This window comes from Frigoribacterium sp. CFBP 8759 (genome assembly GCF_014841655.1).
In the GTDB taxonomy this organism is placed as follows: domain Bacteria; phylum Actinomycetota; class Actinomycetes; order Actinomycetales; family Microbacteriaceae; genus Frigoribacterium.
In genome coordinates this window covers 251,525-275,122 of the sequence record NZ_JACYUH010000001.1, presented here as the reverse complement: position 1 = coordinate 275,122, position 23,598 = coordinate 251,525, and the positions used below count along the sequence as shown (strand labels likewise).

Sequence of the window (23,598 nt, the reverse complement as noted above, 5' to 3'; positions counted from 1 at the left end):
CGCCGCCGCGGTACCCCCGCACGACCACGTGAGAGAGAAGCATGTCCGAAATCACGCGCGAGCAGGTGCAGCACCTCGCCGGTCTCGCCCGCATCGCCCTCACCGAGGCCGAGATCGACACGATGACCGCCGAGCTCGGCCACATCGTCGACAGCGTCGCCAAGGTCCGAGAGGTCGCGACCGACGACGTCCCGGCGACCAGCCACCCGATCCCGCTCGAGAACGTGTTCCGGCCCGACGTCGTGGGCGAGACGCTCACGGCCGAGCAGGCCCTGTCCGGCGCCCCCGACCACGACGGCTCGCGCTTCCGGGTGAGCGCGATCCTGGGAGAAGAGCAGTAGCCATGACCGACACCACCTCGCTCGTCCACCTGTCCGCCGCCGAGCTGTCGACCCGCCTCGCCGCCGGCGACGTGTCGTCGGTCGACGTCACGCGCGCCCACCTCGATCGCATCGAGGCGGTCGACGGGGACGTCCACGCCTTCCTGCACGTCAGCACGGCCGCACTCGACACGGCGGCCGACGTCGACCGCCGCCGCGCCGCGGGCGAGGCCCTCGGCCCGCTCGCCGGCGTCCCGATCGCCATCAAGGACGTCCTCTGCACGATCGACATGCCGTCGACCTCCGGCAGCAAGATCCTCGAGGGTTGGGTGCCGCCGTACGACGCCACCGTCGTCGCCAAGCTGCGCGCGGCCGACCTCGTCCCCCTCGGCAAGACCAACATGGACGAGTTCGCGATGGGCTCGTCGACCGAGTTCTCGGCCTACGGACCCACGCACAACCCCTGGTCGCTCGACCGCATCCCCGGTGGCTCGGGTGGTGGCTCCGCGGCCGCCGTCGCCGCCTTCGAGGCGCCCCTCGCCCTCGGTAGCGACACCGGCGGGTCCATCCGCCAGCCCGGTGCCGTCACCGGCACCGTCGGGGTCAAGCCGACCTACGGGTCGGTCAGCCGCTACGGCGCGATCGCCCTGGCCAGCTCGCTCGACCAGGTCGGCCCGGTCAGCCGCACGGTGCTCGACAGCGCCATGCTGCACGACGTCATCACGGGGCACGACCCCCGCGACTCCACCTCGCTGCGCGACGCCTGGCCCTCGTTCACCGAGGCGGCCCGCACCGGTCTCGCCGGCGGTGCCCTGCAGGGCGTCCGCATCGGAGTCGTCCGCGAGCTGAACGGCGAGGGCTTCCAGGCCGGCGTCAAGGCCCGCTTCGCCGAGGCCCTAGACCTCATGAGCGCGGCCGGTGCCGAGATCGTCGAGATCTCGGCCCCGAGCTTCGAGCACGCCATCAGCGCCTACTACCTGATCCTGCCGGCCGAGGCGTCGAGCAACCTCGCCAAGTTCGACTCGGTGCGCTTCGGCCTTCGGGTCGTCCCCGAGGGAGGCGGCACCGTCGAGGACGTCATGGCCGCCACCCGCGAGGCCGGCTTCGGCCCCGAGGTGAAGCGCCGCATCATCCTCGGCACCTACGCGCTGAGCGCGGGCTACTACGACGCCTACTACGGCAGCGCGCAGAAGGTGCGCACCCTCGTGCAGCGCGACTTCGCGGCGGCGTTCGACCAGGTCGACGTCCTCGTCTCGCCGTCGGCGCCCACCACGGCGTTCCGGCTGGGCGAGAAGATCGACGATCCGCTGGCCATGTACCTCAACGACATCACGACGATCCCGGCCAACCTGGCCGGCATCCCCGGCATCACGGTGCCGATGGGCCTGGCCGCCGAGGACGGGCTGCCGACGGGGTTGCAGTTCATGGCCCCCGCGCGCGGCGACGCCCGCCTCTACACCTACGGCGCCGCCCTCGAGCAGTTGCTCGAGCAGGGCTGGGGCCACACGCTCATCTCGCGCGCGCCCGACCTGAGCGCGACCGAGCAGACCGCCGCCACCGAGGGAGTCATCTGATGGCCAAGGCAGACCTGATGGACTACGAGAAGGCCCTCGAGCAGTTCGAGGTCGTCCTCGGCTTCGAGGTCCACGTCGAGCTCGCGACCAAGACCAAGATGTTCTCGGACGCCCCGAACTTCTTCGGTGGCGAGCCCAACACCAACGTGACCCCGGTCGACCTGGGACTGCCCGGATCGCTGCCGGTGGTCAACGAGCAGGCCGTGCGCTACTCGATCAGCCTCGGCTTGGCCCTGGGCTGCTCGATCGCCGAGAGCTCGCGCTTCGCCCGCAAGAACTACTTCTACCCCGACAACCCCAAGAACTACCAGGTCAGCCAGTTCGACGAACCCATCGCGTTCGAGGGCGAGGTCGAGGTCGAGCTGCCGGACGGGACCGTCTTCGCGATCCCGATCGAGCGCGCCCACATGGAAGAAGACGCCGGCAAGCTGACGCACGTCGGCGGGTCGACCGGTCGCATCCAGGGCGCCGAGTACTCCCTCGTCGACTACAACCGCGCCGGCATCCCGCTCGTCGAGATCGTCACCAAGCCGATCATCGGGGCGGGCGCCAAGGGCCCCGAGCTGGGCGCGGCCTACGTGTCGACCATCCGTGACATCGTGCGGGCCCTCGGCGTCAGCGAGGCCCGCATGGAGCGCGGCAACCTGCGCTGCGACGCGAACGTCTCCCTGCGTCCGCACGGGCAGGAGAAGCTCGGCACCCGCACCGAGACCAAGAACGTCAACTCGTTCCGTTCGGTCGAGCGCGCGGTCCGCTACGAGATCCAGCGTCAGGCCGCGATCCTCGCCGCGGGCGGCACCATCACGCAAGAGACGCGCCACTGGCACGAAGACACCGGTCGCACCTCGGCGGGCCGCCCCAAGAGCGACGCCGACGACTACCGGTACTTCCCCGAGCCCGACCTGCTGCCCGTCGTCCCTCCTCGCGAGCTCGTCGAAGAACTGCGTCTGGCCCTTCCCGAGGCGCCGGTCGCCCAGCGTCGCCGGCTCAAGTCCGAGTGGGGGTTCGCCGACCTCGAGTTCCAGGACGTCGTGAACTCCGGCCTGCTCACCGAGCTCGTCGAGACCGTCGCCGCGGGTGCCTCACCCCAGGCCGCACGCAAGTGGTGGACCGGCGAGATCGCCCGCCTCGCCAACGCGCAGGGCGTCGAGGCCTCGAGCCTCGTGTCGCCCCTGCACGTCAGCGAACTCATCGCGCTCGTCGAGAGCGGCGAGCTGACCGACCGACTGGCCCGTCAGGTGCTCGAGGGTGTCGTCGCCGGCGAGGGCAGCCCGTCCGAGGTCGTCGAGGCCCGCGGGCTGAAGGTCGTCTCGGACGACGGCGCGCTCATCGCCGCCATCGACGAGGCCCTGGCCGGTCAGCCCGACGTGCTGGCGAAGATCCGCGACGGCAAGGTCCAGGCCGCCGGTGCCGTCATCGGCGCCGTCATGAAGGCCATGAAGGGGCAGGCGGACGCCGCGCGCGTCCGCGAGCTGGTGCTCGAGCGGGCGCAGGCCTGATCGACGTGACCACGGCCGCGGCAGGGAGCGGCGCACGATGAACCTCGTCGCGCGTCTGCGCCCCGCCGTGCCCGTGGCCGTCGCCCTCGTCGGCGTGCTCGTGACGCTCGCGGTGGCCTCGCGCGTCCTGCCCGGCCGGGTCGTGATGGTCCACCTCAGCGAGACGGGTGGGTCGGCGTTCGCGGCGAGCCGTGACGACCTCGTCCTCCTGGGCGCCGTGCTCGTGGTCGGCATCGTCGTGACCTGGTCGGTGTCGGCTCTGTTCCTCGCGGTCACGCCCGCCCGCCACGTGCTCGTCCCGCACGCCGCCTTCTGGAAGAACCCGGCCAACCGGGCCGAGATGAGGCGCCGGTACCAGCGCTACCTCGCGGTGGCGACCAGCGCCTCCCTGTGGTTCGTCGCGGCGCTGTTCGTCCTGGCCCTCGTCTCCCAGGGCGGGCCCCTCGCGGCCTGGTGGCTGCCCGCGGCCGTGTCGGCCGCGTTCGTGCTCTTCGTCCTGGGTGGTCTGATCTGGGTGTTCACGGCCGGCTTCACGCCGACCCCGGCGGGCGTCGCGGTCCGCACGGCTGCATCCGACCGCGAGGCGCGGGTCGCGTCGTCACCGTCCTCCACCCGCGTCGCGCTCCCGAAGCCCGACGCGTCGGCGGCGCGTCCGCCGAAGGTGAGCGCGCGTCCGACGGAGGCGACGCCACGGAGCGGCACCGCGCCTCCTGCTCCGTCCCCCCGGCCGGGCCGCACGTCCGGGCGTCCCGAGACCGCACCCGCCGACGGCCCGCGAAAGGGCCCACCCCGCCCCTACCAACCCCGACCACGCTCCGGAGGCCCCCGTGGATGACGACCGGTACGGTGCCGACGTGCTCGCCGGCGACTGGAAGCGCTCGACGAAGCCGGCGCCGACGCCGACCGACGCGGTCCGCGACCTCGTGGTGGAAGAGGTCCGGTCGGGCTTCACGGGCGCGATCGTCCGCGTCGAGGCCGGCACCGTCGAGCTCGAGGACTGGAAAGGCCGGGTGCGGGCCTTTCCGATGTCGGGCTCGTTCTCGATCGATGGCGCCCCCGTCGCGCTGCGGGTGCCGCGGGCGGCACCCCAGGGGCGCGCGCGCACGGCGTCCGGCTCGTTCGCCGTCGAGGGGGCCAAGGCCCGGGTCGCCCGTCAGAGCCGCATCTTCGTCGAGGGACGGCACGACGCCGAGCTGGTCGAGAAGGTCTGGGGCTCCGACCTGCGGGTCGAGGGCGTCGTCGTCGAGTACCTCGAGGGCGTCGACCACCTGGCCGACGTGCTCCGCGACTTCCGGCCGGGGCCCGAGCGACGCGTCGGCGTGCTCGTCGACCACCTGGTGCCGGGCTCGAAAGAGAGCCGTGTCGCCGAGGGCATCGCCCGCAGTCCGCTCGGCCGCCACGTGTTGGTGGTCGGGCACCCGTTCGTCGACGTCTGGCAGGCCGTCAAGCCCGGGCGGCTCGGTGTCGAGGCCTGGCCGGTCGTGCCCCGATCCGTCGAGTGGAAGCACGGCGTGTGCGAGGCCATGGGCTGGCCGCACGAGGACCAGGCGGACATCGCGCGGGCCTGGCAGCACATCCTGTCGCGCGTGCGGAGCTATGCCGACCTCGAGCCGTCGGTGCTCGGCCGGGTCGAGGAACTCATCGACTTCGTCACGTCGGGCTGAGTCCCGGCGTCGACGCGGGTGACGCGGCCCGAGTCGTGCATCGCCGTCGACTCCGCCGGGCTGCTCGGACACCTCGATCCCCGGGAATCGCCCGGGCGTGTCGGCGTCCCGGCCGCTTTTCGCCCTAGATTCGAGGCATGGCCGAGCAGATCGAGGGACGCGTGAGCTCTGCCGTCGACGCCTGGCTGCGCTGGCTGCCCCGGTGGCACATCGGCACCGCCCGCGGTCGCACGCGACCGTGTCGGGTGTGCCTCGGCTCGCCCGTCGCCACCGCCGCCGGATTCGACCACGACGTGCCGCACGCCGTCCAGCACGCGCTGCTGAACCGGATGCGGCAGATCGTCGACGACGACGTGGACGAGTACACGGCCCGCAACCTCCCGCTCGTCACGCGCGAGCTGCGACTGGCCGAGGCCCAGGAGGCGCGGGGCTACCGACCCGAGCAGGGTCTCGACCCCGAGTTCCAGGGTCTCGATCTCGACCCCGAACCCGAACCGGGCCAGCCGTTCCTCTTCACGCTCGCCGGGCTCGCGGGGATGCCGGCGGACGCCGGCATCGTCCCGCCCGACCCGACCGTCGTGGGCGCGTCCACGGACTCCACGTCCGAGGCCGACGTCGCTGCCGCGCCGTTCGACCCCGACGACCTCGACGGCTGGCTGCTGCCGCCCGACTCGGTGACGCCGACCGACGCGCCCGTGCCGGACGCGCCTCGTCCGCCCGCCGGATCGGAACTCCGACCGGGTCCGGCCCCACGACCCGAGCCCGAGCCCCAGCCCGAGTACTCGGACGAGGCCAAGGCCGCACTGCGACACGAGATCACCCTGGCGGGCGACCACGCCGAGTCCGTCGGCACGAGCCTGTGCCTGGCCCTGGTGCAGCACCGTCCGCGCATCGCCGAGGCCCTCGACCGCCTCGTGGCCCCCCAGGTCGACGAACTGCTGGCAGAGTTGTCGCGCGCACTCGAGCAGCCGCGGTCGCGCTGAACCCGAGCGACCCGGTCCGCGGCTGGAGCCGACGTCACGAGAGGACACCGAGATGACCCGCCCCAGCCCGACCTTGTCCCCGACGACCCGGCGGCGGGAGGTCGGCCCGGCCTGGTGGCCGATCGTCGTCGACCTCGTCGCGGTCCTGGCCTTCGTCGTCATCGGCCGTCGCAGCCACGCCGAAGGTCTCGACCTGCCCGGCCTGCTCGGCACGCTGTGGCCGTTCGTGGTCGGCTCGGTCGTCGGCTGGGCGAGCGTGACCGGCGTCCGCTGGCCGCTGTCGGCCGTCCGCTCGGGAGCGGTCGTCTGGGTCTCCACCGCCGTGATCGGCGTGCTGCTCCGTGTGGTGAGCGGTCAGGGTGTGCAGGTCAGCTTCGTCGTCGTGACGGTCGTCGTGCTCGGCGTGTTCGTCGTGGGGTGGCGAGCGGTCGCCGCCCTCGTCCGCCGCTGACGCGGGGACCTCAGACGACGCGGACCGAGCGGGCCTCGATGCCCACGTTGCCCCGGCCGTCGAGCGCGTAGACGTAGATCTTCCACACCCCGGGGCGAGACGGGGCCTGCACCGTCATGGTCCCCGGCCCCGTGGTGGTCGCCGGCATCGGCCGGAGGGACTCGTCCCCGTCGACGTACCGGCTCGTGGCGTAGACCCGGTAGGTCACGGGGTCGCCGTCGGGGTCGGTCACCGAGGTCGTCAGCGTGACCGGTGTGCCCGGGCGCACTCCCGACGCCGGGGACAGCGTCATTGAGCGCACGACGGGCGACGTGTTGGTGGGCGCCTCCCCGCCGTAGGCGCGTTGCACGGCGAAGTACGACAGCCGACGGAGGCCGTCGGTCCGGAGGTTCAACCAGACGCCGGGCTCGTCGTTCTCGAGGCCGTAGTTGAACACGGTGGCCCCGAGGGCGACGCCGGGATGGGACTGGACGGCCTGCCACGCGGCGGTGTAGGCCCGGGCCTTGGCCTCGTCGCCGGGTTCGAGCGGGATGCCGTTCGCGTCGTCGGGGACCTCCCACGATCCGGCCGGACCGGTCTCGGTCACCAGGTAGGGCTTGGTGTAGCCGCCGGAGTTCCACCCGTCCTCGAGGTACCCGACACCGCCGTACGAGTTGACCGAGTAGAAGTCGAGCGACGGAGCGTGCTCCTCGTAGTACGAGAGGGCGCCGATCCAGGCGTCGGTCGAGGTGACGGGGTGGCCCGGGTCGATCGAGTGGATCGTCCGGGCGACCTCGTCGACGAAGCGGGCGTAGGCGACACGTTGGCTCTCGCCCTGCCCCAGCATCACCTCGTTGCCCACGTCCCAGGCCAGGAGGCTCGGTCGATCCCGGTAGGCGGCCACGGTCGAGCGGATGCTCGCCAGGGTGGCCGTCTTGTACGCGGTGTCGCCGACGTAGTCGACGCCGTGGTCGAGCCACAGGCCGGCGACGACGTGGAGACCGGACGCCGACGCGGCGTCGAAGAGGCGCCCCGAGCCCGTGTCGGTGCCCCAGGTGCGGACCGTGTTGGCGCCCATCGAGGCGATGTCGGGGAAGTGGGTGGCCGCCTCGGCGACCGGGGCGCCGTAGGTGACCCCCTCGACCATGAAGGGCCGCCCGTCGACCTCGAGGTGCCACGAGCCGGCACCACCGGCGAGCCGGACGCCCGGGGTGGCGGACGACGACCCGGTCCGGGACCCACGCACCGTCAGCTCGGACAGCGAGTACCCCGTGCCCGTAGCCGAGACCGTCGCGAGCACCCGGACGTGCCTCCCCGTCCCCGCCACGTCGTACGTGTCCGTGCCGCCGTCACCCCGGGTCGTCGACGCCAGCGTGCGCCAGGTCTTGCCGTTCGACGAGATCTGGACCTCGTAGGCCGTCGCCGGGGCGTCACCCCACTGCAGCGAGACCTGCGACACGTCGACCTGCGGCCCGATGCTGACCTGCAACCACTGCGAGCCCGCCCGCGCGCTCCTCCAGCCCGTCCGCCCGTCGCCGTCCACCGCGGCCGCTGCCGGGGTGGACCGCGAAGCGACCGACGAGGCCCCCGCACTGCGTCCCTGCGAGAGGACGGCGTCCGAGGCCCGGGCCGCGACGGGGGCCTGGGCCGTCACGAGGGCCGCGACCAGGGCGACCGTCATCATCGTGGCGATCGCCAGACGGCCCGCGCTCGCGCGCCTGGCACCTTGCATGACCGCCCCCTCCGTCGCCGTCGGGCCCACGGTACGGAACGGACCCGAACCGGGTCAACGCCTCGAAAGGGGGGAGGCGCGGGTCAGCCGCGTCGTTTGGCGCTGTTGTCGAGACTGGGCTCGTCGGTGAGGACGAGGCCGGACGAGCTGTTCGACGAGGCCGTCAGCTCGGTGAGCCAGTCACGGTTGATCGACGGCACCCGGCCGCCGGAGTACTTGAAGTAGAGCGGGATGCCGGCGTCCAGCCAGATGCTGCTGCGACCGTCACCGACCTTCTGCGTGTCGCGCCACGAGAAGAAGAACGACTCGCGGCGACGCAGCTTGGTGGCGATGACGATCTGGAGGTGTTCGAGCACGCGGTCCTCGAACTCGACCTCGATGCCCGAGGTTCCGTAGATGAGCGATCCCATTGGGGTCCTGTTTCGTGAGTGTGTCCGGCGTCGGAAACCAAGCCGACACAGGTCAATGTAGCAAGCGATGCGGTGTTCCCCGTCAGGCGCAGCCCACCCGGGCGTTGTGGGCGGACGCGCAGGCTGCCCCGCCATACTCGGGGCTGCCGATCCGTTGCGCCCCCGAGCGCCCGACCGACCACCTGGGACCCATGACCTCGACAGCCCTCGTCCTCCGCGCCTCCTCGTCCTCGAGCCAGGACGTCGTCGCCGACCTCGACGGCCTCGTCGGGTTCGCCGCCCGCGTCATCGACGCCCTCGGCGAGTGGGGCGTCGCCCTGCTGACCTTCGTCGAGACCGTGTTCCCGCCGATCCCCAGCGAGGTCATCCTGCCGCTGGCCGGGTTCCTGGCCGGCGCCGGGTCGATGAACATCGTGCTGTTGATCGCGCTGAGCACCCTCGGCGCCTACCTGGGCGCCCTGGTCCTCTACGGGCTCGGGGCCGGTCTCGGCCTCGACCGCAGCATTCGGTGGCTGGCCAAGTTGCCGCTGGTCGACCGCCACGACTTCGAGAAGGCGGCCGGCTGGTTCGAGCGCCACGGGCGGTCCGCGGTGTTCTTCGGCCGGTTCATCCCGGGCGTGCGCAGCCTCATCTCGCTTCCCGCCGGTGCCGAGCGCATGCCCCTGCTGGTCTTCTCGGTCTTCACGATCGTGGGCAGCGGCCTCTGGAACGGGCTGTTGATCGGGTTGGGCGCCGCCCTCGGCACCCAGTACGAGCTCATCGACCGGTACGCGAAGTACCTGGACTACGTCGTGTACGCCGCCATCGCGGGCGTCGTGGTGTTCCTCGTCGTCCGGTCGGTGCGCCGCCGTCGAGCCGGCGTCGACGACGCGTCGCGTGACGCCGTCGATCAGGACGTTCGCGGCTGACGTTCCGTCGCCGTCCAGGCGGCGGGCCGGGACGATCCGTACCGTGGTGGGCAGACCGACGTCGCGCCCCGCGCGCGGCACCGAGCACACGATCCGACAGGACACCACCATGGGATTCCTCGACCGCCTCCTCGGCCGCGAGCCGCAGCAGGGCCAGCCGCAGCAGCCCTCCGCTCCGCAGGGCTACCGGTACGGGCAGCAGAGCTACGAGCAGCCCGCCGCCCCGCAGCAGGGGTACGGCCAGCAGGGGTACGACCAGCAGGGCTACGGCCAGCAGTCGCCGGTCCCGGCCTCGTCGGCCGGCACCGGACCGGCCCGCAGCGACGACGAGATCGCCGTCGAGCGGTACCGCTACCTGCTGAAGACCGCCCCGCCCGAGACCATCGAGCAGGTGCACGCCGAGGCGTTCGCGAAGCTCAGCCCCGAACAACGCCGTCTCGTCTTCGACCAGCTGACGGCCGAGTCGAGCCCCGGCGAGGCACCGCGCGGCGACGACGCCGGCTCGCTCGCCCAGGCCGCCACCCGGTCCGAGCTGCGACGACCCGGGACCCTCGAGCGCACCCTCGGCGGCGGCCCGGACGGACGGCAGCAGGTCGGGCCGAACGGCCAGCCCCTCCGTCAGGGCCCCGGCATGGGTTCGATCATCGGCGGGTCGATCCTGGGCACGGTGGCCGGTTACGTCATCGGGTCGACCTTGATGAGCGCGTTCCTGCCCGACGCCGGGGCGACGGCGGACGGAGGCGCGGGTGACGACGCCGGCGGCGACCAGGGCTCCGAGGGCGAGGGCGGCGCGGACGGCGGTGCCGACGCCGGCACCGAGACGGCGAGCGACGGCGGCGGCGACTTCGGTGCCGACGGGGCCGGCGACTCCGGCGGGGGCTTCGGGGACTTCGGGGGAGGCGACTTCGGCGGAGGCGACTTCGGCGGAGGCTTCGACATCTGACACCTGGGCATCACCCCCGGGACGGACCTCCGGTCGCGGACTAGCGTCGGGGGTCCGTCCACGATCCGCCGAGAGGCCCGAGGGAGCACCATGACCAGCACGAGAACCGCCGTCGTCACCGGAGGGTCCGCGGGACTCGGCCGGGCCACCGTCCGAGAGCTCGCCGCGCGCGGATGGGACGTCGCGATCCTCGCTCGGGGACAGGACGGCCTCGACGGGGCCGTCCGCGACGTCGAGGCCGCCGGTCGCCGTGCGCTGGGCATCTCGACCGACGTGGCCGATCGCGCCCAGGTCGAGTCGGCCGCCGATCGCGTCGAGGCCGAGCTCGGGCCGATCGACCTCTGGGTCAACGACGCGATGGTCGGTGTGTTCGGCGAGTTCCTCGAGACGGACCCCGACGACTTCGAGCGGGCCACGGCCGTCAACTACTTCGGCTTCGTCAACGGCACTCGTGCGGCCCTGTCGCGCATGGTGCCCCGCGACCGCGGGCAGGTCATCCAGGTGGGATCGGCGCTCGCCCACCGAGGCATCCCGCTCCAGGCCTCGTACTGCGGCGCGAAGCACGCCGTCCAGGGCTTCACCGAGTCGGTGACGACCGAGTTGATCCACAACAAGAGCTCGGTGCGGATCAGCACGGTCGACATGCCGGCCCTCAACACCATCCAGTTCAACTGGGTGCGCTCGACCCTGCCCGAGCACCCCCAGCCCGTGCCGCCCATCTTCGAACCCGAGGTCGGGGCCCGGGCGATCGCCGACGTCGCCGACAAGCCGCGTCGCCGGACCTGGCTCGGCGAGCCCACCGTCATGACGGTGCTCGGCAACCGGTTCGTCGCGAACTTCCTGGACGTCTACCTCGCCAAGAGCGGGTACTCCGGCCAGCAGGCTCCCGACAAGAGCGAGCCCATGCTGCCCGACAACCTCTACGAGCCCACGGCCGGTGACCACGGGGCTCGCGGCATCTTCAGCGACCGCGCGCGCACCACGAGTCCGCAGGTCTGGTACACCCGCAACCGCGCCCTGACCATGGGGGCCGTGGTGGGGGCGTCCGCGGCCGCCACCGCCGCCGTGGTGGGTCGGGTGACCCGCGGGCGTCGGGCATGAGCGCCGCGCCCGAGGTGGACGCGGTCGTCGTCGGTGCGGGGCCCAACGGTCTCGCGGCGGCCGTGGTGCTCGCTCGGGCCGGTCTCCGCGTCGAGGTCGTCGAACGGGCCGACACGATCGGTGGGGGAGCGCGCACGCAGGAGGCGACCCTGCCGGGCTTCCGCCACGACATCTGTTCGGCCGTGCACCCCATGGCCCTCGCCTCGGGGTTCTTCCAGCGGTTCCAACTCGACCGCCGGATCGAGCTGACGGTCCCCGACATCTCGTACGCCCACCCGCTCGACGGCGGACGTGCCGGCATCGCCTACCGGGACCTCGACCGGACGGCGGACGGGCTCGGTGCCGACGGGGCCGCCTGGGCGCGCCTCCTGCGGGGTCTGGTCGAGACCGAGCCCCGCATGGCGAAGTTCACGATGCGCGAGCTCGTCCGGGTGCCGGACGACCCGGTGACCCTCGCGCGCTTCGGTCTGGCCGCCCTGTCGCAGAGCGGCCCCTGGTGGAACGCCGGGTTCTCGGGTGACGAGGCCCCGGCCATGCTCGCCGGGGTGATGGCCCACGCGATCCGCCCGATGCCGAGCCTGTCGACCTCGGCCGCCGGGCTCGTCCTGGCCGTCCACGCGCACGCCCGGGGCTGGCCGGTGCCGACCGGTGGCAGCCAGTCGATCGTCGACGCCATGGCCGACGACGTCCTGGCCCACGGAGGCACCATCACGACGGGCGTGGACGTCACGTCGATCGACGAGCTGCCGAGGGCGAAGGCCACGATCTTCGACACGAGCGCCCGTGCCCTGGCCGACATCGCGGGCAGTCGTCTGCCCGACCGGTACGAGCGCGCCCTGCGGCGCTTCCGGTACGGGAACGCGGCGGCCAAGGTCGACTTCGCGCTGTCGGGGCCGGTGCCCTGGGCGAACGAGGAGGCCCGGCGCAGCCCCACGCTGCACCTCGGGGGGACGCGGGCCGAGATCGCCTCAGGCGAGCACGACGTCGCCTCGGGTCGACACGCCCGCACGCCATACGTCCTGGTGGCCCAAGCGGGCGTGGTCGACGGCACGCGCGCCCCCGACGGTCAGCAGGCCCTGTGGGCGTACACGCACGTCCCGCGCGGGTCCACGGTCGACCAGACCGAGACCGTCATCGCCGGCATCGAGCGCTTCGCGCCGGGGTTCCGTGACACGATCCTGGCCACGAACAGCCGGACGGCGGTCGACCTCGAAGCGCACGACCCCAACTACATCGGCGGCGACATCGCCGCCGGGGCCCCGAGCGTCTGGCAGCTGGCGGCACGGCCGACGCTGTCGACCGAACCGTGGCGCACGCCGACGCCGGGCCTCTACCTGTGCTCGTCCTCGACCCCGCCGGGCCCCTCGGTGCACGGGCTGGGTGGGGCCTACGCCGCGCGCAGCGCCCTGAAGCACGAGTTCGGCATCGGCCGGCTGCCGTACCTCGGCGTCGACTCCTGATCGGGTCGACTCCCGACGGGGGAGGCGCCCGACGCCCGATCTGATCCACGGCGCCAGGGGCGCGTCAACGGGGTGCGCGGCGCGCGGGGACCGTGCCAGGATCGACGGATGAGCACCACGCACCGCTTCATCGAGGCCTCACCCCACGACGTCTTCGACGTGCTGAGCGACGGGTGGCTCTTCACGAGCTGGGTCGTCGGGTCGGCGCGCATCCGCGAGGTCGAACTGACCTGGCCGAGCGTCGAGGCCAAGGTCCACCACTCGTTCGGAGTCTGGCCGTTGGTCATCGACGACGTGACGACCATCCTCGAGTGGGACCCTCCGGTCCGGGCCGTGTTCCACGCCAGGGGCTGGCCGATGGGCGAGGCCCGGGTCGAGATCGACGTGCGCAACCGCATGGGCGGCTGCTTCGTCACGATGACCGAGTACGCCGTCGCGGGCCCCGGTCGGCTGGTGCCGAAGGCCCTGATGGACCCGCCGCTGCACTGGCGCAACAGAGAGGCGCTGCAGCGACTGGCCTGGTTGGCCGAGGGTCGCATGACGGATCGCGTCTCGCCCAGCTGAGCCGCGCCTCCTGAGCCGCGGCCGGGGGTGGACCGACCCGCACCTGCCGACCGTCGTCCGGTCGAGGAGGCGCGGGTCCGGTCTCAGCGCTCGGCCAGCGAGTCGCGTACCTTGCGGCGCAACACCTTGCCGATGAGCGACCGGGGGAGGTCGTCGACGACGACGATGCGCCGCGGCACCTTGTACGGCGTGAGGTGCTTGCGCGCGAACGAGCGCAGGGCCGCGACGTCGACGTGGGCGCCCGGCTTCACGACGATCGCGGCGGCCACCTGTTCGCCGCCGGGGGTGGGCAGACCCACGACCGCGGCTTCGGCGACGCCCTCGAACCGGGTCAGGACCTCTTCGACCTCGGACGGCGAGACGTTGAAGCCGCCGGTGATGATGAGCTCCTTGATGCGGTCGACGATGCGGACGAACCCGTCGTCGTCGATGGTGACGATGTCGCCGGTGCGGAACCAGTCGCCGTCGACGAAGACCTCGCCCGATTCTTTCGGCTTGCGGTAGTACCCGCTGAAGACCTGCGGGCCACGGACGATCAGCTCGCCGCGTTCACCGGCCGCCACGTCGACCGTGGGGTTCTCGGGGTCGACGACGCGCACCTCGGTGCCCGGCAGGGGCAGACCGACCGTGCCGGCGCGGCGCGTCGGACCGACGGGGTTGGCCATGAGGACGGGCGAGCACTCGGAGAGCCCGTAGCCCTCGACCAACCAGCCGCCGGACTCGGCCTCCCACGGCTCGACGACGTCGGCCGAGAGCGGCATGGCCCCCGAGATCGCGACGTCGACGCCCTTCAGCGAGACGCCGGCGTCGTCGGCGGCCTTCTGCAGACGGGCGTAGATCGGGGGGACCGCGGGCAGGAAGGTCGGCGGGTGCTTCTTCATGACCTTGAGCACCAGCGCCGGGTCGAAGGCCGGGAAGAGCACGAGTCGGGCGCCCATGCTCATCGCGAAGGTGAGGCAGAGCGTCAGGCCGTACGCGTGGAACATCGGCAGCACCGCGTAGACGACGCAGGTGCCGCGTTCGATCGTCGGCACCCAGGCCTGGGCCTGCGCGGCGTTCGACAGGAGGTTGTGGTGCGTCAGCTGGGCACCCTTGGGCGCGCCCGTGGTGCCGCTCGTATACTGGATGACCGCCAGGTCGTCGGTGGTCGGTCGGGGGTGCCTCGCCTTGATGCGCGACGAGCCGACGACCTTCTCCCACGGCGTGGTGCCCGTCACGGTCGTCGTGAGGCGTTCACGGGACTGGCGGGCCTTCTTGATCGGCAGGGCCAGGGCCGCCCGCGTGGTGAACGGCATCGCCCGGGTGACGTCGACCGAGACGAGGTGTTCGACGGCCACGTCGTCGGGGAAGGCCTGGATGGTCTCGACCACCTTGTTCCAGGCGATGGCCACCTTGGCGCCGTGGTCCTCGAACTGGTGACGCAGCTCGCGCGGCGTGTAGAGCGGGTTGTGCTCGACGACGATGGCGCCGAGGCGCAGCACCGCGTAGAACGCGACGACGTGCTGCGGACCGTTCGGCAACACGATCGCGACGGTGTCGCCGTGCCCGACCCCGAGCTTGCGCAGCCCCTCGGCCGCCCGCGCGATCTGGTCGACGAGCTCGGAATAGGTGGTCGTCGCCCCGAAGAACTCGAGCGCCACCGCCCTGGGGTACCGCGCCGCGGAGGCCTCGACCAGGTCGAGCAGCGAGCCGTCGACCGGTTCGAGGTCGTGCGGCACGCCGGGTGCGTAGGAGTCGAGCCAGGGACGAGCGCTGTCGGTGGTCACCGAGCCACTCTATCGACCGCCGGGCGTACCCCGTGGGCTCGGTGCCGGCTGGCAACCTGACCGCGGACGAGGAGGCGCGGCGCAGCATGGTCCTCGACATCACGAAGAGAGGAACGACACATCGTGAGCAAGGTCTGGTTCATCACCGGTGCATCCAAGGGCTTCGGCCGCGAATGGGCCGAAGCGGCCCTCCAACGCGGCGACAAGGTCGCGGGCACCGCACGGAAGATCGACGACGTCACGCCCCTCGTGGACGCGTACGGCGACTCCTTCCTGCCCCTCCAGCTCGACGTCAACGACCGTGCGGCCGACGTCGCCGCGGTGCAGAAGGCCGCCGAGCACTTCGGACGCCTGGACGTCGTCGTGAACAACGCCGGCTTCGGCCACTTCGGCATGATCGAGGAGATCACCGAGGACGAGGCCCGTGCCCAGCTCGAGACGAACCTGTTCGGCGCCCTCTGGGTGTCACAGGCGGCGCTCCCGATCATGCGCGAGCAGGGCTCGGGTCACATCGTCCAGGTGTCGAGCATCGGCGGCATCAGCGCCTTCCCGACGGTCGGCATCTACCACGCCTCGAAATGGGGACTCGAGGGCTTCAGCCAGTCGCTGGCCCAGGAGGTCGCGGGCTTCGGCATCAAGGTGACCCTCGTCGAGCCCGGCGGCTACTCGACGGACTGGTCGGGCCCCTCCGCCTCGCGCAGCGACGAACTCGAGGCCTACGCCGACGTCCGTGAGGCCGCGTCGAAGCGTCCCTCGGCCGCCGACCCCGGCGACCCCACGGCCACCCGTTCGGCGATCCTCACGGTCGTCGACGCCGACGAGCCGCCGCTGCGCGTCTTCTTCGGCAAGGCGCCGCTCGAGATCGCCACGAAGGACTACGAGTCGCGTCTGGCGACCTGGAACGAGTGGCAGCCCGTCTCGATCGAGGCCCACGGGAACTGAGACCCACCCCGAGACGCGCGCCGCGCCTCCTGCCCCTCCCCGGGACGCAGGAGGCGCGGCGTGCGTCCGGCGGGACCGCCGACGGCGTCCGCCGCGAGCGTCCAGCCGCCGCGGCGCATGATCGACACATGCCCGCACTGACCGAACCGCTCCGCGCCCGCCTGCAGTACACCTTCAACGGGCAGTACACGGGCACGCCCGAGTGGGTCACCGACCTCGAGAAGGGCGACGACGAGGGGTTCTTCCTGCCGGGCTCGGCGGTGTGGGCCGTGCACGGCGCCATGTCGACCATCCCCGCCGGCGTACGGGCACTGCTCGTCCAGGCGCTGCACCCGGGGGCGCTCGCCGGCGTCCACGACCACTCGCGCTTCCGCGAGGACCCGCTCGGCCGTCTCGCCGGCACCATCCGCTGGATCTACACCGTCTCGTACGGCAGCCGCGAGGCCGCCACCCACGCGTCGAACTGGGTGTCACGCCTGCACACGAAGGTCGTCGGCACGTACGACGACCGGAACGGCGTGACCCACGACTACGCCGCCAACGACCCGGAGCTGCTCAGCTGGGTGCACATGGCCTTCGCCGACTCGTTCCTCGCCGCCTACCTCGAGTGGGGCCGAGAGCCGATCCCCGGGGGGCCCGACGCCTACGTCCGCGAGTGGGCGACGGCCGGCGAGCTGATGGGCGTGCCGAACCCGCCGCGCAGCGTCGCCGAGATGCAGTCACAGCTCATGGACTTCGACCGCCGGGGCGTGCTCGAGCGCACCGCGCGCACCGACGACGTCGTGAAGTTCATCAAGCGGCCCCCGCTCTTCCCCGCCCTGAAGGTCGGCTATCCCGTGCTCTTCAACGGCGCGGTGGGCACGCTGCAGCCGCGCTTCCGCGAGTTGCTCGGGCTGCGCGCGCCGCACGTCGGCCCGATCGGCATCCCGACCCGGGCGCCGGCGCAGGCCATGCTCGCGGGCGTCGGGGGAGTCCTCGGCAAGCGACCCGTCGCCGAGGAGCACGCCCTCGCCCGGCTCGACCGCATCGGGTGGACGGCCGCCTGACGGACGACCCGGGGCAGCGGGACCGTGGCCCCACGGCCCCCTGACCGGGGAGGGCGGGCGCGGGCACGCGCTGACAGGATGAGCCGGTGACCGACAGCAGCCCCCTCGCGGACGCGACCGACGAGGGCGAGGGGACCCGCGCCTCCGGGGTCCGCCGGAACCCCACGGGCCGGTGGCTGCTCGAGTTGCTCGCGATCGTCCTGGTGGGGCTGTTGCTGTCCTGGGGCGTGCGGACCTTCCTCGTGCGCAGCTTCTCCATCCCGTCGGGATCGATGGAACGGACGCTGATGATCGGCGACCGGATCATCGTCAACGAGCTGGCACCCGGACTCCTGCCGTTGCACCGCGGCGACATCGTCGTCTTCGAGGACCCGGGCGGGTGGCTCGGCTACGGCGACGACGCCGGTCAGGATCTCGTCAAGCGCGTCATCGGCCTGCCGGGCGACCACGTCAGCTGCTGCGACGCGGACGGCCACGTGCTCGTCAACGGCCTGGCCCTCGACGAGCCGTACCTCACGCTCGCCGACGGCGGACCCCGCGCCTCGGCGACCGACTTCGACGTGACCGTGCCCGAGGGGGCGCTCTGGGTGCTCGGCGACAACCGCGACCGGTCGGCGGACTCCCGCGCACACCAGACCGGGCCCTACGCGGGCTTCGTGCCCGTCGACGACGTGATCGGGCGGGCGTTCGTGGTCAGCTGGCCGGTCGACCGGTGGCAAGGCCTCTGACCACGCCGACCGGACACGCCGACCGGACCCGCAGACCGGACCCGCAGACCGGACACGCCGACCGGACCCGCCGACGGGGCCCCGTCGGCAGGTCCCGCCCGGAGGGTCAGCCCGCGGCGATGAGCCGGTCGCGCACCTCGCGCCGCAGCACCTTGCCGATCAGCGACTTGGGCAACTCGTCGAGCCGGACGACCCGCCGCGGCACCTTGTAGGCCGCCAGCTGGCCGCGTGAGGCGTCGCGGATGGCCTCGGCGTCGAACTCGGCACCCGGCTCGAGCACGACGGCCGCCACCACGTCCTCGCCGCCGCCCGACCGGGGCAGGCCGACCACGGCCACCTCGGCCACGCCGGGGGCGTTGCGGACCGCCTCCTCGACCTCGGAGGGGGCGACGTTGAAGCCACCCGTGACGATGAGCTCCTTGATGCGGTCGACGATCGTGACGTACCCGTCGGCGCTCATCGTGACGATGTCGCCGGTACGGAACCAGCCGCCCTCGAGGAAGGCCTCGGCGGTCTCGTCGGGTCGGTTCCAGTAGCCGCGGAACACCTGGGGGCCCCGCAGCAGCAGTTCTCCGGCGGCCCCGGCGACGACCGGGCGGCTCGGATCGGGGTCGTCGCGGTCGACGACCAGGGCCTCGGTCGACGGGAACGGCACGCCCACGGTGCCGACGCGACGGGTCGGGCCGATCGGGTTGCCGAGGGCGACGGGCGAGGTCTCGGTCAGTCCGAACCCCTCGACCAGCATGCCGCCCGTGACGCCCTCCCAGGCCTGGACGACGGCGCTCGGCAGGTTCATCGCGCCCGAGATCGCGAATCGTGCCGACGACAGGTCGACGCCGCGCTCGCGGGCCGCGTCGGCGAGGCGCTGGTAGATCGGCGGCACGGCCGGCAGGAAGGTCGGCGGGTGCTTCTTCGCGGCCTTGAGCACGAGGTCGACGTCGAACTTGGGGAAGAGGACGAGGCGCGCCCCGATGCTCATCGCGAACGTCAGGCAGAGCGTGAGGCCGTAGGCGTGGAAGAAGGGCAGCACGCCGTAGACCGTCTCGTCGCCGTCGACGAGGCCCGGCACCCAGGCGCGACCCTGCGCAGCGTTGCTGCGGAGGTTGCGGTGGGTGAGGATCGCGCCCTTGGGCGAGCCCGTGGTGCCGCTGGTGTACTGCAGCAGGGCGATGTCGTCGACGTCGGGTCGAGGGTGCTTCTTGCGCAGCGGACGGTTCGCGAGCAGCCCCTGCCAGGTGACGTCGCCCTCGGCTCCGTCGGTGAGGGCCGCGCGGCTCTTCTTCGCGGCGGGCACCGGCAGCTTGAGGGCGAGGCGCGTGCCGAGGGGCATGCCCTTCGTCACGTCGACCGAGACCACGGTCGAGAAGCCGATGTCGGCGGGCAGGGAGCGCAGTCGGTCGACCAACTTGTCCCAGGCGATGGCGATCGTGGCGCCGTGGTCCTCGAAGAGGTGGCGCAGCTCACGGTCGGTGTAGAGCGGGTTGTGCTCGACCACGACCGCGCCCAGGCGCAGCACCGCGTAGAACGCCACCACGTGCTGCGGGCTGTTCGGCAGGATCAGGGCGACCCGGTCGCCGCGACCCACGCCGAGCCTCCTGAGGCCCTCGGCCGCGCGGGCGACCTGGTCGCCCAGGTCGCGGTAGCTCGTCTCGCGGCCGAAGAACTCGAGGGCCGGCTTCTGCCGGTACGTCGACACGGCGTCGTCGATGAGGTCGACGAGGCTGCCCGTCACGGGCTCGATGTCGGCGGGGACGTCGGGGGCGTAGCTGTGCAGCCACGGGCGATCGATCGGGGCGGTCATGCCCCCACCTTGGCAGGGCCGGGTGATGAACCCCCGGGAGGCGCGGGTCGCGTCGCCGAGGACGCCCACCCGGGTGGGCGGACGGCTCAGCGGGCGTCGCGCCCGGTGAGGGCGAGCAGGCGGATGCGCAGCGGCGCGTCGTCGTCGACCGGGACGGGGGACGCGAACAGGCCCGAGGCCTCGAGGGCGTCCTTCTGCGGCGCGAACACGCCCCAGACGGCCTCGACGAGCGCGTCGTCGAGCTCTTCGTCGGTCCCCACGGCGCGGGCGAGGTCCCAGGTGTGGATCGTCACGTCGGCGACCTGCTCGGCGAGGTACTCGTGGACGGGCACGACGTCGGCGCTCAAGCGCACCTCGGCGTGGGGGTCGGCCGCGCTCCAGGCGGCGGTGGCGGCACCGGACCACCGGTGCCAGGCCTCGACGAGGTCGTCGCCGAGCGGCTCGATGGAGTTCTCCGCCTCGGAGGGGTCGCCGCCCTCGAGCAGCAGCGGCACCCACTGCTGCTCGCGCGTGACGTGACGCACGAGGTCGCGGACCTTCCACTCGGTGTCCGGCGTCGGGGCGTCCCAGTCGGCCACGGCCTCGACGCGACGGGCGAACTCGTCGTGGGCGGTCTTCTGCAGGGTGATCCAGTCGACGGTCATCGGGAGTCCTCTCGGGGCGGGGCGGTGGCTCTCGGCGTCAACCGCGTGGGACGGCACGGTGTTCCCGAGGGCACTGCCCCGATGGTAGGACCGTCGGCTAGGGTCGTCGGCATGACCCTCGGCCTCTCGATGCTGGCGCCCCTCGCGGCGTTCGTCGAGGCCGTGCTCTCGTCCGGCGGGGCGCCGCTGTCCGCGGTCGTGCTCGTCGGCCTGCTCGGCGCCGCCACCGCGGTGGCCGCGCTCGGCGTCGCCCGCGTCGTGCTCACGCTCTGCGGGCTGGCCGGGGCGGTGCCCGAGGTGACGCTCCGTGAAGAAGCCGGCACGCGCCTCCTCGTCTGGCGACGCGACCCGGACGCCCGCGGGCACGTGCGGTCCCGGGCTCCCGGGCGGGCCGTCCCGGCCGCCTGAGCGCACCCGCGCCCGCGTCGACCCGACGCCCCTCGGCGGCCAGAAGACACCCACCGTCTCTCTGACCGAGGAGTCCGCATGGACCTGTCCACCTTCCCCCCGATCGCCGTCGTCCTCGGCGGTCTGCAGTCGATCGTCACCACCCTCGGCGTGCTCGTCGAACCGGTGGCCGGGTCGTCCGCCGCCGCCCTCGGCGTCGTGCTGCTCACCCTGCTCGTCCGGCTCGTGCTCGTGCCCGTGGGCGTCTCGCAGGTGCGCGCCGAGGTCGCCCGTCGCCGCCTGGCCCCCGCGATCGCCGACCTGAACCGCCGGATCACCGACCCCGCGGCCCGCAGCAAGGCGCTGATGGCGCTGTACGCGTCCGAGAAGGCGTCCCCGCTGGCCGGCTGCCTGCCGACGCTCGCGCAGGCACCCGTGCTCACGGCGGTCTACTCGCTGTTCGCGCACTCCGAGATCGCCGGGCACGCCAACGCCCTGTTGACGCACACCCTCGGCGGAGCCGCCCTCGGCGCCAACCTGTTCGCGTCTCTTGCGGTGGGACTCCCGGCGATCTGGCCGTACCTGGTGCTGCTCGCGCTGCTCGCCGTCGTGGTCGAGACGAGCCGGCGTGCCACGCTGCGCTTCACCGGCGCGGTCACCGTCACGACGGCCGCACCGGGGCAGGAGGCGCTCCCGGGCATGGCGGGCATGGTGCGCTGGCTGCCCTTCGTCAGCGTGCTGTTCGCGGCGTTCGCCCCGCTCGCGGCCGCCCTCTACCTCGTGACGAGCGCGGCCTGGACGCTGGGGGAGCGCGCCGTGCTGCGGCGCGTCCTCGCGGGATGACGCGGAAGGGCCCGCCCTCGCCGAGCGAGAGCGGGCCCTTCGTGGTGCCGGTGCCTACGCGGCGAGCGTGAACTGGATCTCGAGCGTGACGGTGACGTCGTTGCCCAGCGTGAAGCCGCCGGCCTCGAGGGCCGCGTTCCAGGTGACGCCGAACTCGGTGCGGTCGATCTTGGTGGTCGCCGAGAAGCCGAGCTTGGTCTGGCCGTAGCCGTCGACGACGAGGCCGCCGAACTCGCTCTTCAGGGTGACGGGCTTGGTGACGCCGCGGAGGGTGAGGTCGCCGTGCACGAGGAACGCGTCGTCGCCCTTCTCCTCGATGCTGGTCGACACGAAGGTCATCTTGGGGTGCTCCTCGGCGAGGAAGAAGTCGCCGGTCTGCAGGTGGCCGTCGCGGTCCTTCTGGTTGGTGTTGACCGAGGCCACGTCGATCGAGGCGGTGACCTTCGAGGCGGTGTGGTCCTCGGCCGTGACCAGCGAGGCGTCGAAGGACTCGAACGAGCCCTTGACCTTGCTGATGGCCAGGTGGCGGACGCTGAACGAGACCTCGCTGTGGGTGGGGTCGAGGTTCCAGGTGCCGGCGGGGATCTTCTCTGCGGTGATGGTCATGGTGTTCTCCTGAATCTGTGAGGTCGAGGTCGATGACGTATCATCGAAGCTGGTACGAGTATATGCAAGCGCATCCAGCGGGACAACATTCCCGGGGTGTCCGGACGATGTCGAGGGGATGTCCTGCGGACCGGCCCGGGTCGGGCCGGACGGGTGTCAGGCCGGGCGGCGCTCGGGGGAGACGGTCTTGCCGGGGTCCTTCTCGGCGAGGTCGCCGAGCGCCTCGTCGATGCGGGCCATGACGTCGGCGGGCACCGTGACGCCCGCCGCCTTGACGTTGTCGGCCACCTGCTCGGGACGCGAGGCCCCGATGATCGCGGAGGCGACGTTGTCGTTCTGCAGCACCCACGCGATGGCCAGCTGGGCCATCGAGAGGCCGAGGTCGGCGGCGATCGGTTCGAGCTTCGCGACGCCGGTGAGCACCTCGTCGGTGAGGAAGCGCTTGATCGTGTCCGCGCCTCCCTTGTCGTCCGTCGCGCGGCTGCCCGCGGGCAGCTCGGCTCCGGGCTTGTACTTGCCGGTCAGGACGCCCTGGGCGACGGGCGACCAGACGATCTGGCCGAGGCCGTGCTGCTTGCTCGCTGGCACGACGTCGGACTCGATGACGCGCCAGAGCATCGAGTACTGGGGCTGGTTCGAGATCAGCTGCACGCCGTGCTTCACGGCGAGCTCGTGGCCCGCCCGGATCTGCTCGGCGGTCCACTCGCTGACGCCGATGTAGAGCGCCTTGCCGGCGCGGACCACGTCGGCGAACGCCTGCATGGTCTCTTCGAGCGGGGTCTCGTGGTCGTAGCGGTGGGCCTGGTAGAGGTCGACGTAGTCCGTGCCGAGGCGGCGGAGCGACCCGTCGATCGACTCGAGCACGTGCTTGCGGCTGAGGCCGACGTCGTTGTGCCCGCGGGGGCCGGTGGGCCAGTAGACCTTCGTGAAGATCTCGAGTCCCTCGCGACGCTCACCCTTGAGGGCGTCGCCGAGGACCTGCTCGGCCGCGGTGTTCGCGTAGGCGTCGGCGGTGTCGAAGGTCGAGATGCCGGCGTCGAGGGCCGCACGGACGCACTGCGTCGCCACGTCGTTCTCGACCTGGGACGCGTGCGTCAGCCAGTTGCCGTAGGTGATCTCCGAGATCTTGAGTCCGCTGTCGCCGAGGTGTCTGAATTCCATGACCCCACGCTACGCGTCGCAGGGGACGCGGCGAAGGCCCGTGCGGTCGACTGAGGAGGCGTACAGTGACGATTCATCAGATCATG

24 protein-coding genes are annotated in these 23,598 nt (G+C 72.3%); 17 read left to right on the top strand and 7 right to left on the bottom strand.

Annotated features, from left to right (window positions below):
* Positions 1-41: 41 nt before the first annotated feature.
* The 7 genes from gatC (at position 42) to IFT79_RS01280 (ending at position 6,491) form a co-directional block, all read left to right on the top strand.
* The gene (gene gatC / locus IFT79_RS01310) at positions 42-341 is read left to right on the top strand and encodes an Asp-tRNA(Asn)/Glu-tRNA(Gln) amidotransferase subunit GatC (protein WP_043594160.1); all 300 of its coding nucleotides are present in this window, start codon (positions 42-44) and stop codon (positions 339-341) included.
* A gap of 2 nt (positions 342-343) precedes the next feature.
* Positions 344-1,894 carry an Asp-tRNA(Asn)/Glu-tRNA(Gln) amidotransferase subunit GatA gene (gene gatA, locus IFT79_RS01305; RefSeq protein ID WP_159827029.1) on the top strand — a complete coding sequence of 517 codons (1,551 nt, stop codon included), beginning with the start codon at positions 344-346 and terminating at the stop codon, positions 1,892-1,894.
* Complete coding sequence (gatB, locus tag IFT79_RS01300) at positions 1,894-3,393, top strand: Asp-tRNA(Asn)/Glu-tRNA(Gln) amidotransferase subunit GatB (RefSeq protein ID WP_056048565.1); 1,500 nt, start codon at positions 1,894-1,896, stop codon at positions 3,391-3,393. The genes gatA and gatB overlap by 1 nt, the downstream gene beginning before the upstream one ends.
* Before the next feature lie 37 nt (positions 3,394-3,430).
* The gene (locus IFT79_RS16090; RefSeq protein ID WP_192122714.1) at positions 3,431-4,228 is read left to right on the top strand and encodes a hypothetical protein; all 798 of its coding nucleotides are present in this window, start codon (positions 3,431-3,433) and stop codon (positions 4,226-4,228) included.
* Complete coding sequence (locus tag IFT79_RS01290; protein WP_192122713.1) at positions 4,221-5,057, top strand: DUF3097 domain-containing protein; 837 nt, start codon at positions 4,221-4,223, stop codon at positions 5,055-5,057. The genes IFT79_RS16090 and IFT79_RS01290 overlap by 8 nt, the downstream gene beginning before the upstream one ends.
* A gap of 137 nt (positions 5,058-5,194) precedes the next feature.
* Positions 5,195-6,040 carry a spermidine/putrescine ABC transporter substrate-binding protein gene (locus IFT79_RS01285; RefSeq protein ID WP_192122712.1) on the top strand — a complete coding sequence of 282 codons (846 nt, stop codon included), beginning with the start codon at positions 5,195-5,197 and terminating at the stop codon, positions 6,038-6,040.
* A 52-nt stretch (positions 6,041-6,092) separates the two neighbouring features.
* Positions 6,093-6,491 carry a DUF3054 domain-containing protein gene (locus tag IFT79_RS01280; protein ID WP_192122711.1) on the top strand — a complete coding sequence of 133 codons (399 nt, stop codon included), beginning with the start codon at positions 6,093-6,095 and terminating at the stop codon, positions 6,489-6,491.
* A gap of 10 nt (positions 6,492-6,501) precedes the next feature.
* Here IFT79_RS01280 and IFT79_RS01275 read toward each other — a convergent pair whose 3' ends face one another.
* Both IFT79_RS01275 and IFT79_RS01270 read right to left on the bottom strand, forming a co-directional pair.
* Entirely contained in the window at positions 6,502-8,202 is a 1,701-nt protein-coding gene (locus IFT79_RS01275; protein ID WP_199859368.1) for a discoidin domain-containing protein, read from the bottom strand.
* A gap of 83 nt (positions 8,203-8,285) precedes the next feature.
* Entirely contained in the window at positions 8,286-8,612 is a 327-nt protein-coding gene (locus tag IFT79_RS01270) for a DUF7882 family protein (protein WP_056048554.1), read from the bottom strand.
* Between the two features lie 191 nt (positions 8,613-8,803).
* On the opposite strand from IFT79_RS01270, the gene IFT79_RS01265 reads away from it, so the two are divergent.
* The 5 genes from IFT79_RS01265 (at position 8,804) to IFT79_RS01245 (ending at position 13,588) form a co-directional block, all read left to right on the top strand.
* Complete coding sequence (locus IFT79_RS01265; RefSeq protein WP_123571520.1) at positions 8,804-9,520, top strand: DedA family protein; 717 nt, start codon at positions 8,804-8,806, stop codon at positions 9,518-9,520.
* A 109-nt stretch (positions 9,521-9,629) separates the two neighbouring features.
* A complete protein-coding gene (locus IFT79_RS01260) occupies positions 9,630-10,463 on the top strand; it encodes a hypothetical protein (protein ID WP_192122710.1) in 834 nt (277 codons plus the stop codon).
* Between the two features lie 90 nt (positions 10,464-10,553).
* Positions 10,554-11,564 (top strand): SDR family oxidoreductase, encoded by a 1,011-nt coding sequence (locus IFT79_RS01255; RefSeq protein ID WP_192122709.1) that lies wholly within the window; start codon positions 10,554-10,556, stop codon positions 11,562-11,564.
* Positions 11,561-13,024 (top strand): phytoene desaturase family protein, encoded by a 1,464-nt coding sequence (locus IFT79_RS01250; protein WP_192122708.1) that lies wholly within the window; start codon positions 11,561-11,563, stop codon positions 13,022-13,024. Before IFT79_RS01255 ends, IFT79_RS01250 begins: the two co-directional genes overlap by 4 nt.
* Positions 13,025-13,132: 108 nt before the next feature.
* Positions 13,133-13,588 carry an SRPBCC family protein gene (locus IFT79_RS01245; RefSeq protein ID WP_192122707.1) on the top strand — a complete coding sequence of 152 codons (456 nt, stop codon included), beginning with the start codon at positions 13,133-13,135 and terminating at the stop codon, positions 13,586-13,588.
* Between the two features lie 83 nt (positions 13,589-13,671).
* On the opposite strand, the gene IFT79_RS01240 is transcribed toward IFT79_RS01245, so the two are convergent.
* On the bottom strand, positions 13,672-15,354 hold the full coding sequence (locus tag IFT79_RS01240; RefSeq protein ID WP_056048538.1) for a long-chain-fatty-acid--CoA ligase: 1,683 nt from the start codon (positions 15,352-15,354) through the stop codon (positions 13,672-13,674).
* A 123-nt stretch (positions 15,355-15,477) separates the two neighbouring features.
* Between IFT79_RS01240 and IFT79_RS01235 the strand changes: the two genes are divergently transcribed.
* From IFT79_RS01235 to lepB, 3 genes are all read left to right on the top strand, one after another.
* Entirely contained in the window at positions 15,478-16,296 is an 819-nt protein-coding gene (locus tag IFT79_RS01235; RefSeq protein ID WP_342211739.1) for an SDR family oxidoreductase, read from the top strand.
* Positions 16,297-16,424: 128 nt separating this feature from the next.
* Complete coding sequence (locus tag IFT79_RS01230) at positions 16,425-17,342, top strand: oxygenase MpaB family protein (protein WP_056048531.1); 918 nt, start codon at positions 16,425-16,427, stop codon at positions 17,340-17,342.
* Positions 17,343-17,428: 86 nt separating this feature from the next.
* Positions 17,429-18,070 (top strand): signal peptidase I, encoded by a 642-nt coding sequence (gene lepB / locus IFT79_RS01225; protein WP_342211738.1) that lies wholly within the window; start codon positions 17,429-17,431, stop codon positions 18,068-18,070.
* A gap of 106 nt (positions 18,071-18,176) precedes the next feature.
* Here lepB and IFT79_RS01220 read toward each other — a convergent pair whose 3' ends face one another.
* On the bottom strand, positions 18,177-19,871 hold the full coding sequence (locus tag IFT79_RS01220; protein ID WP_192122706.1) for a long-chain-fatty-acid--CoA ligase: 1,695 nt from the start codon (positions 19,869-19,871) through the stop codon (positions 18,177-18,179).
* Positions 19,872-19,957: 86 nt separating this feature from the next.
* Positions 19,958-20,515: a TIGR03086 family metal-binding protein gene (locus IFT79_RS01215; protein WP_056048524.1), complete on the bottom strand. Its 558-nt coding sequence runs from the start codon at positions 20,513-20,515 to the stop codon at positions 19,958-19,960.
* Between the two features lie 111 nt (positions 20,516-20,626).
* On the opposite strand from IFT79_RS01215, the gene IFT79_RS01210 reads away from it, so the two are divergent.
* Positions 20,627-20,923: a DUF6412 domain-containing protein gene (locus IFT79_RS01210; RefSeq protein ID WP_056048521.1), complete on the top strand. Its 297-nt coding sequence runs from the start codon at positions 20,627-20,629 to the stop codon at positions 20,921-20,923.
* A 78-nt stretch (positions 20,924-21,001) separates the two neighbouring features.
* Positions 21,002-21,745: a membrane protein insertase YidC gene (gene yidC / locus IFT79_RS01205; protein WP_192122705.1), complete on the top strand. Its 744-nt coding sequence runs from the start codon at positions 21,002-21,004 to the stop codon at positions 21,743-21,745.
* A 54-nt stretch (positions 21,746-21,799) separates the two neighbouring features.
* On the opposite strand, the gene IFT79_RS01200 is transcribed toward yidC, so the two are convergent.
* Both IFT79_RS01200 and IFT79_RS01195 read right to left on the bottom strand, forming a co-directional pair.
* Positions 21,800-22,351 carry a YceI family protein gene (locus IFT79_RS01200; protein ID WP_054144994.1) on the bottom strand — a complete coding sequence of 184 codons (552 nt, stop codon included), beginning with the start codon at positions 22,349-22,351 and terminating at the stop codon, positions 21,800-21,802.
* Between the two features lie 156 nt (positions 22,352-22,507).
* The gene (locus IFT79_RS01195; protein ID WP_056048517.1) at positions 22,508-23,512 is read right to left on the bottom strand and encodes an aldo/keto reductase family protein; all 1,005 of its coding nucleotides are present in this window, start codon (positions 23,510-23,512) and stop codon (positions 22,508-22,510) included.
* Between the last annotated feature and the right edge of the window lie 86 nt (positions 23,513-23,598).

What these genes read in the sequence shown, in the direction of transcription:
- IFT79_RS01270 (WP_056048554.1), bottom strand. Translation starts at nt 8,612, where the DNA reads ATGGGATCGCTCATCTACGGAACCTCGGGCATCGAGGTCGAGTTCGAG.
- IFT79_RS01250 (WP_192122708.1), top strand. Translation starts at nt 11,561, where the DNA reads ATGAGCGCCGCGCCCGAGGTGGACGCGGTCGTCGTCGGTGCGGGGCCC.
- gatC (WP_043594160.1), top strand. Translation starts at nt 42, where the DNA reads ATGTCCGAAATCACGCGCGAGCAGGTGCAGCACCTCGCCGGTCTCGCC.
- IFT79_RS16090 (WP_192122714.1), top strand. Translation starts at nt 3,431, where the DNA reads ATGAACCTCGTCGCGCGTCTGCGCCCCGCCGTGCCCGTGGCCGTCGCC.
- IFT79_RS01265 (WP_123571520.1), top strand. Translation starts at nt 8,804, where the DNA reads ATGACCTCGACAGCCCTCGTCCTCCGCGCCTCCTCGTCCTCGAGCCAG.
- IFT79_RS01200 (WP_054144994.1), bottom strand. Translation starts at nt 22,351, where the DNA reads ATGACCATCACCGCAGAGAAGATCCCCGCCGGCACCTGGAACCTCGAC.
- IFT79_RS01275 (WP_199859368.1), bottom strand. Translation starts at nt 8,202, where the DNA reads ATGCAAGGTGCCAGGCGCGCGAGCGCGGGCCGTCTGGCGATCGCCACG.
- IFT79_RS01210 (WP_056048521.1), top strand. Translation starts at nt 20,627, where the DNA reads ATGACCCTCGGCCTCTCGATGCTGGCGCCCCTCGCGGCGTTCGTCGAG.
- IFT79_RS01280 (WP_192122711.1), top strand. Translation starts at nt 6,093, where the DNA reads ATGACCCGCCCCAGCCCGACCTTGTCCCCGACGACCCGGCGGCGGGAG.
- gatA (WP_159827029.1), top strand. Translation starts at nt 344, where the DNA reads ATGACCGACACCACCTCGCTCGTCCACCTGTCCGCCGCCGAGCTGTCG.
- IFT79_RS01230 (WP_056048531.1), top strand. Translation starts at nt 16,425, where the DNA reads ATGCCCGCACTGACCGAACCGCTCCGCGCCCGCCTGCAGTACACCTTC.
- IFT79_RS01220 (WP_192122706.1), bottom strand. Translation starts at nt 19,871, where the DNA reads ATGACCGCCCCGATCGATCGCCCGTGGCTGCACAGCTACGCCCCCGAC.
- yidC (WP_192122705.1), top strand. Translation starts at nt 21,002, where the DNA reads ATGGACCTGTCCACCTTCCCCCCGATCGCCGTCGTCCTCGGCGGTCTG.
- gatB (WP_056048565.1), top strand. Translation starts at nt 1,894, where the DNA reads ATGGCCAAGGCAGACCTGATGGACTACGAGAAGGCCCTCGAGCAGTTC.
- IFT79_RS01195 (WP_056048517.1), bottom strand. Translation starts at nt 23,512, where the DNA reads ATGGAATTCAGACACCTCGGCGACAGCGGACTCAAGATCTCGGAGATC.
- IFT79_RS01255 (WP_192122709.1), top strand. Translation starts at nt 10,554, where the DNA reads ATGACCAGCACGAGAACCGCCGTCGTCACCGGAGGGTCCGCGGGACTC.
- IFT79_RS01285 (WP_192122712.1), top strand. Translation starts at nt 5,195, where the DNA reads ATGGCCGAGCAGATCGAGGGACGCGTGAGCTCTGCCGTCGACGCCTGG.
- IFT79_RS01260 (WP_192122710.1), top strand. Translation starts at nt 9,630, where the DNA reads ATGGGATTCCTCGACCGCCTCCTCGGCCGCGAGCCGCAGCAGGGCCAG.
- IFT79_RS01215 (WP_056048524.1), bottom strand. Translation starts at nt 20,515, where the DNA reads ATGACCGTCGACTGGATCACCCTGCAGAAGACCGCCCACGACGAGTTC.
- IFT79_RS01245 (WP_192122707.1), top strand. Translation starts at nt 13,133, where the DNA reads ATGAGCACCACGCACCGCTTCATCGAGGCCTCACCCCACGACGTCTTC.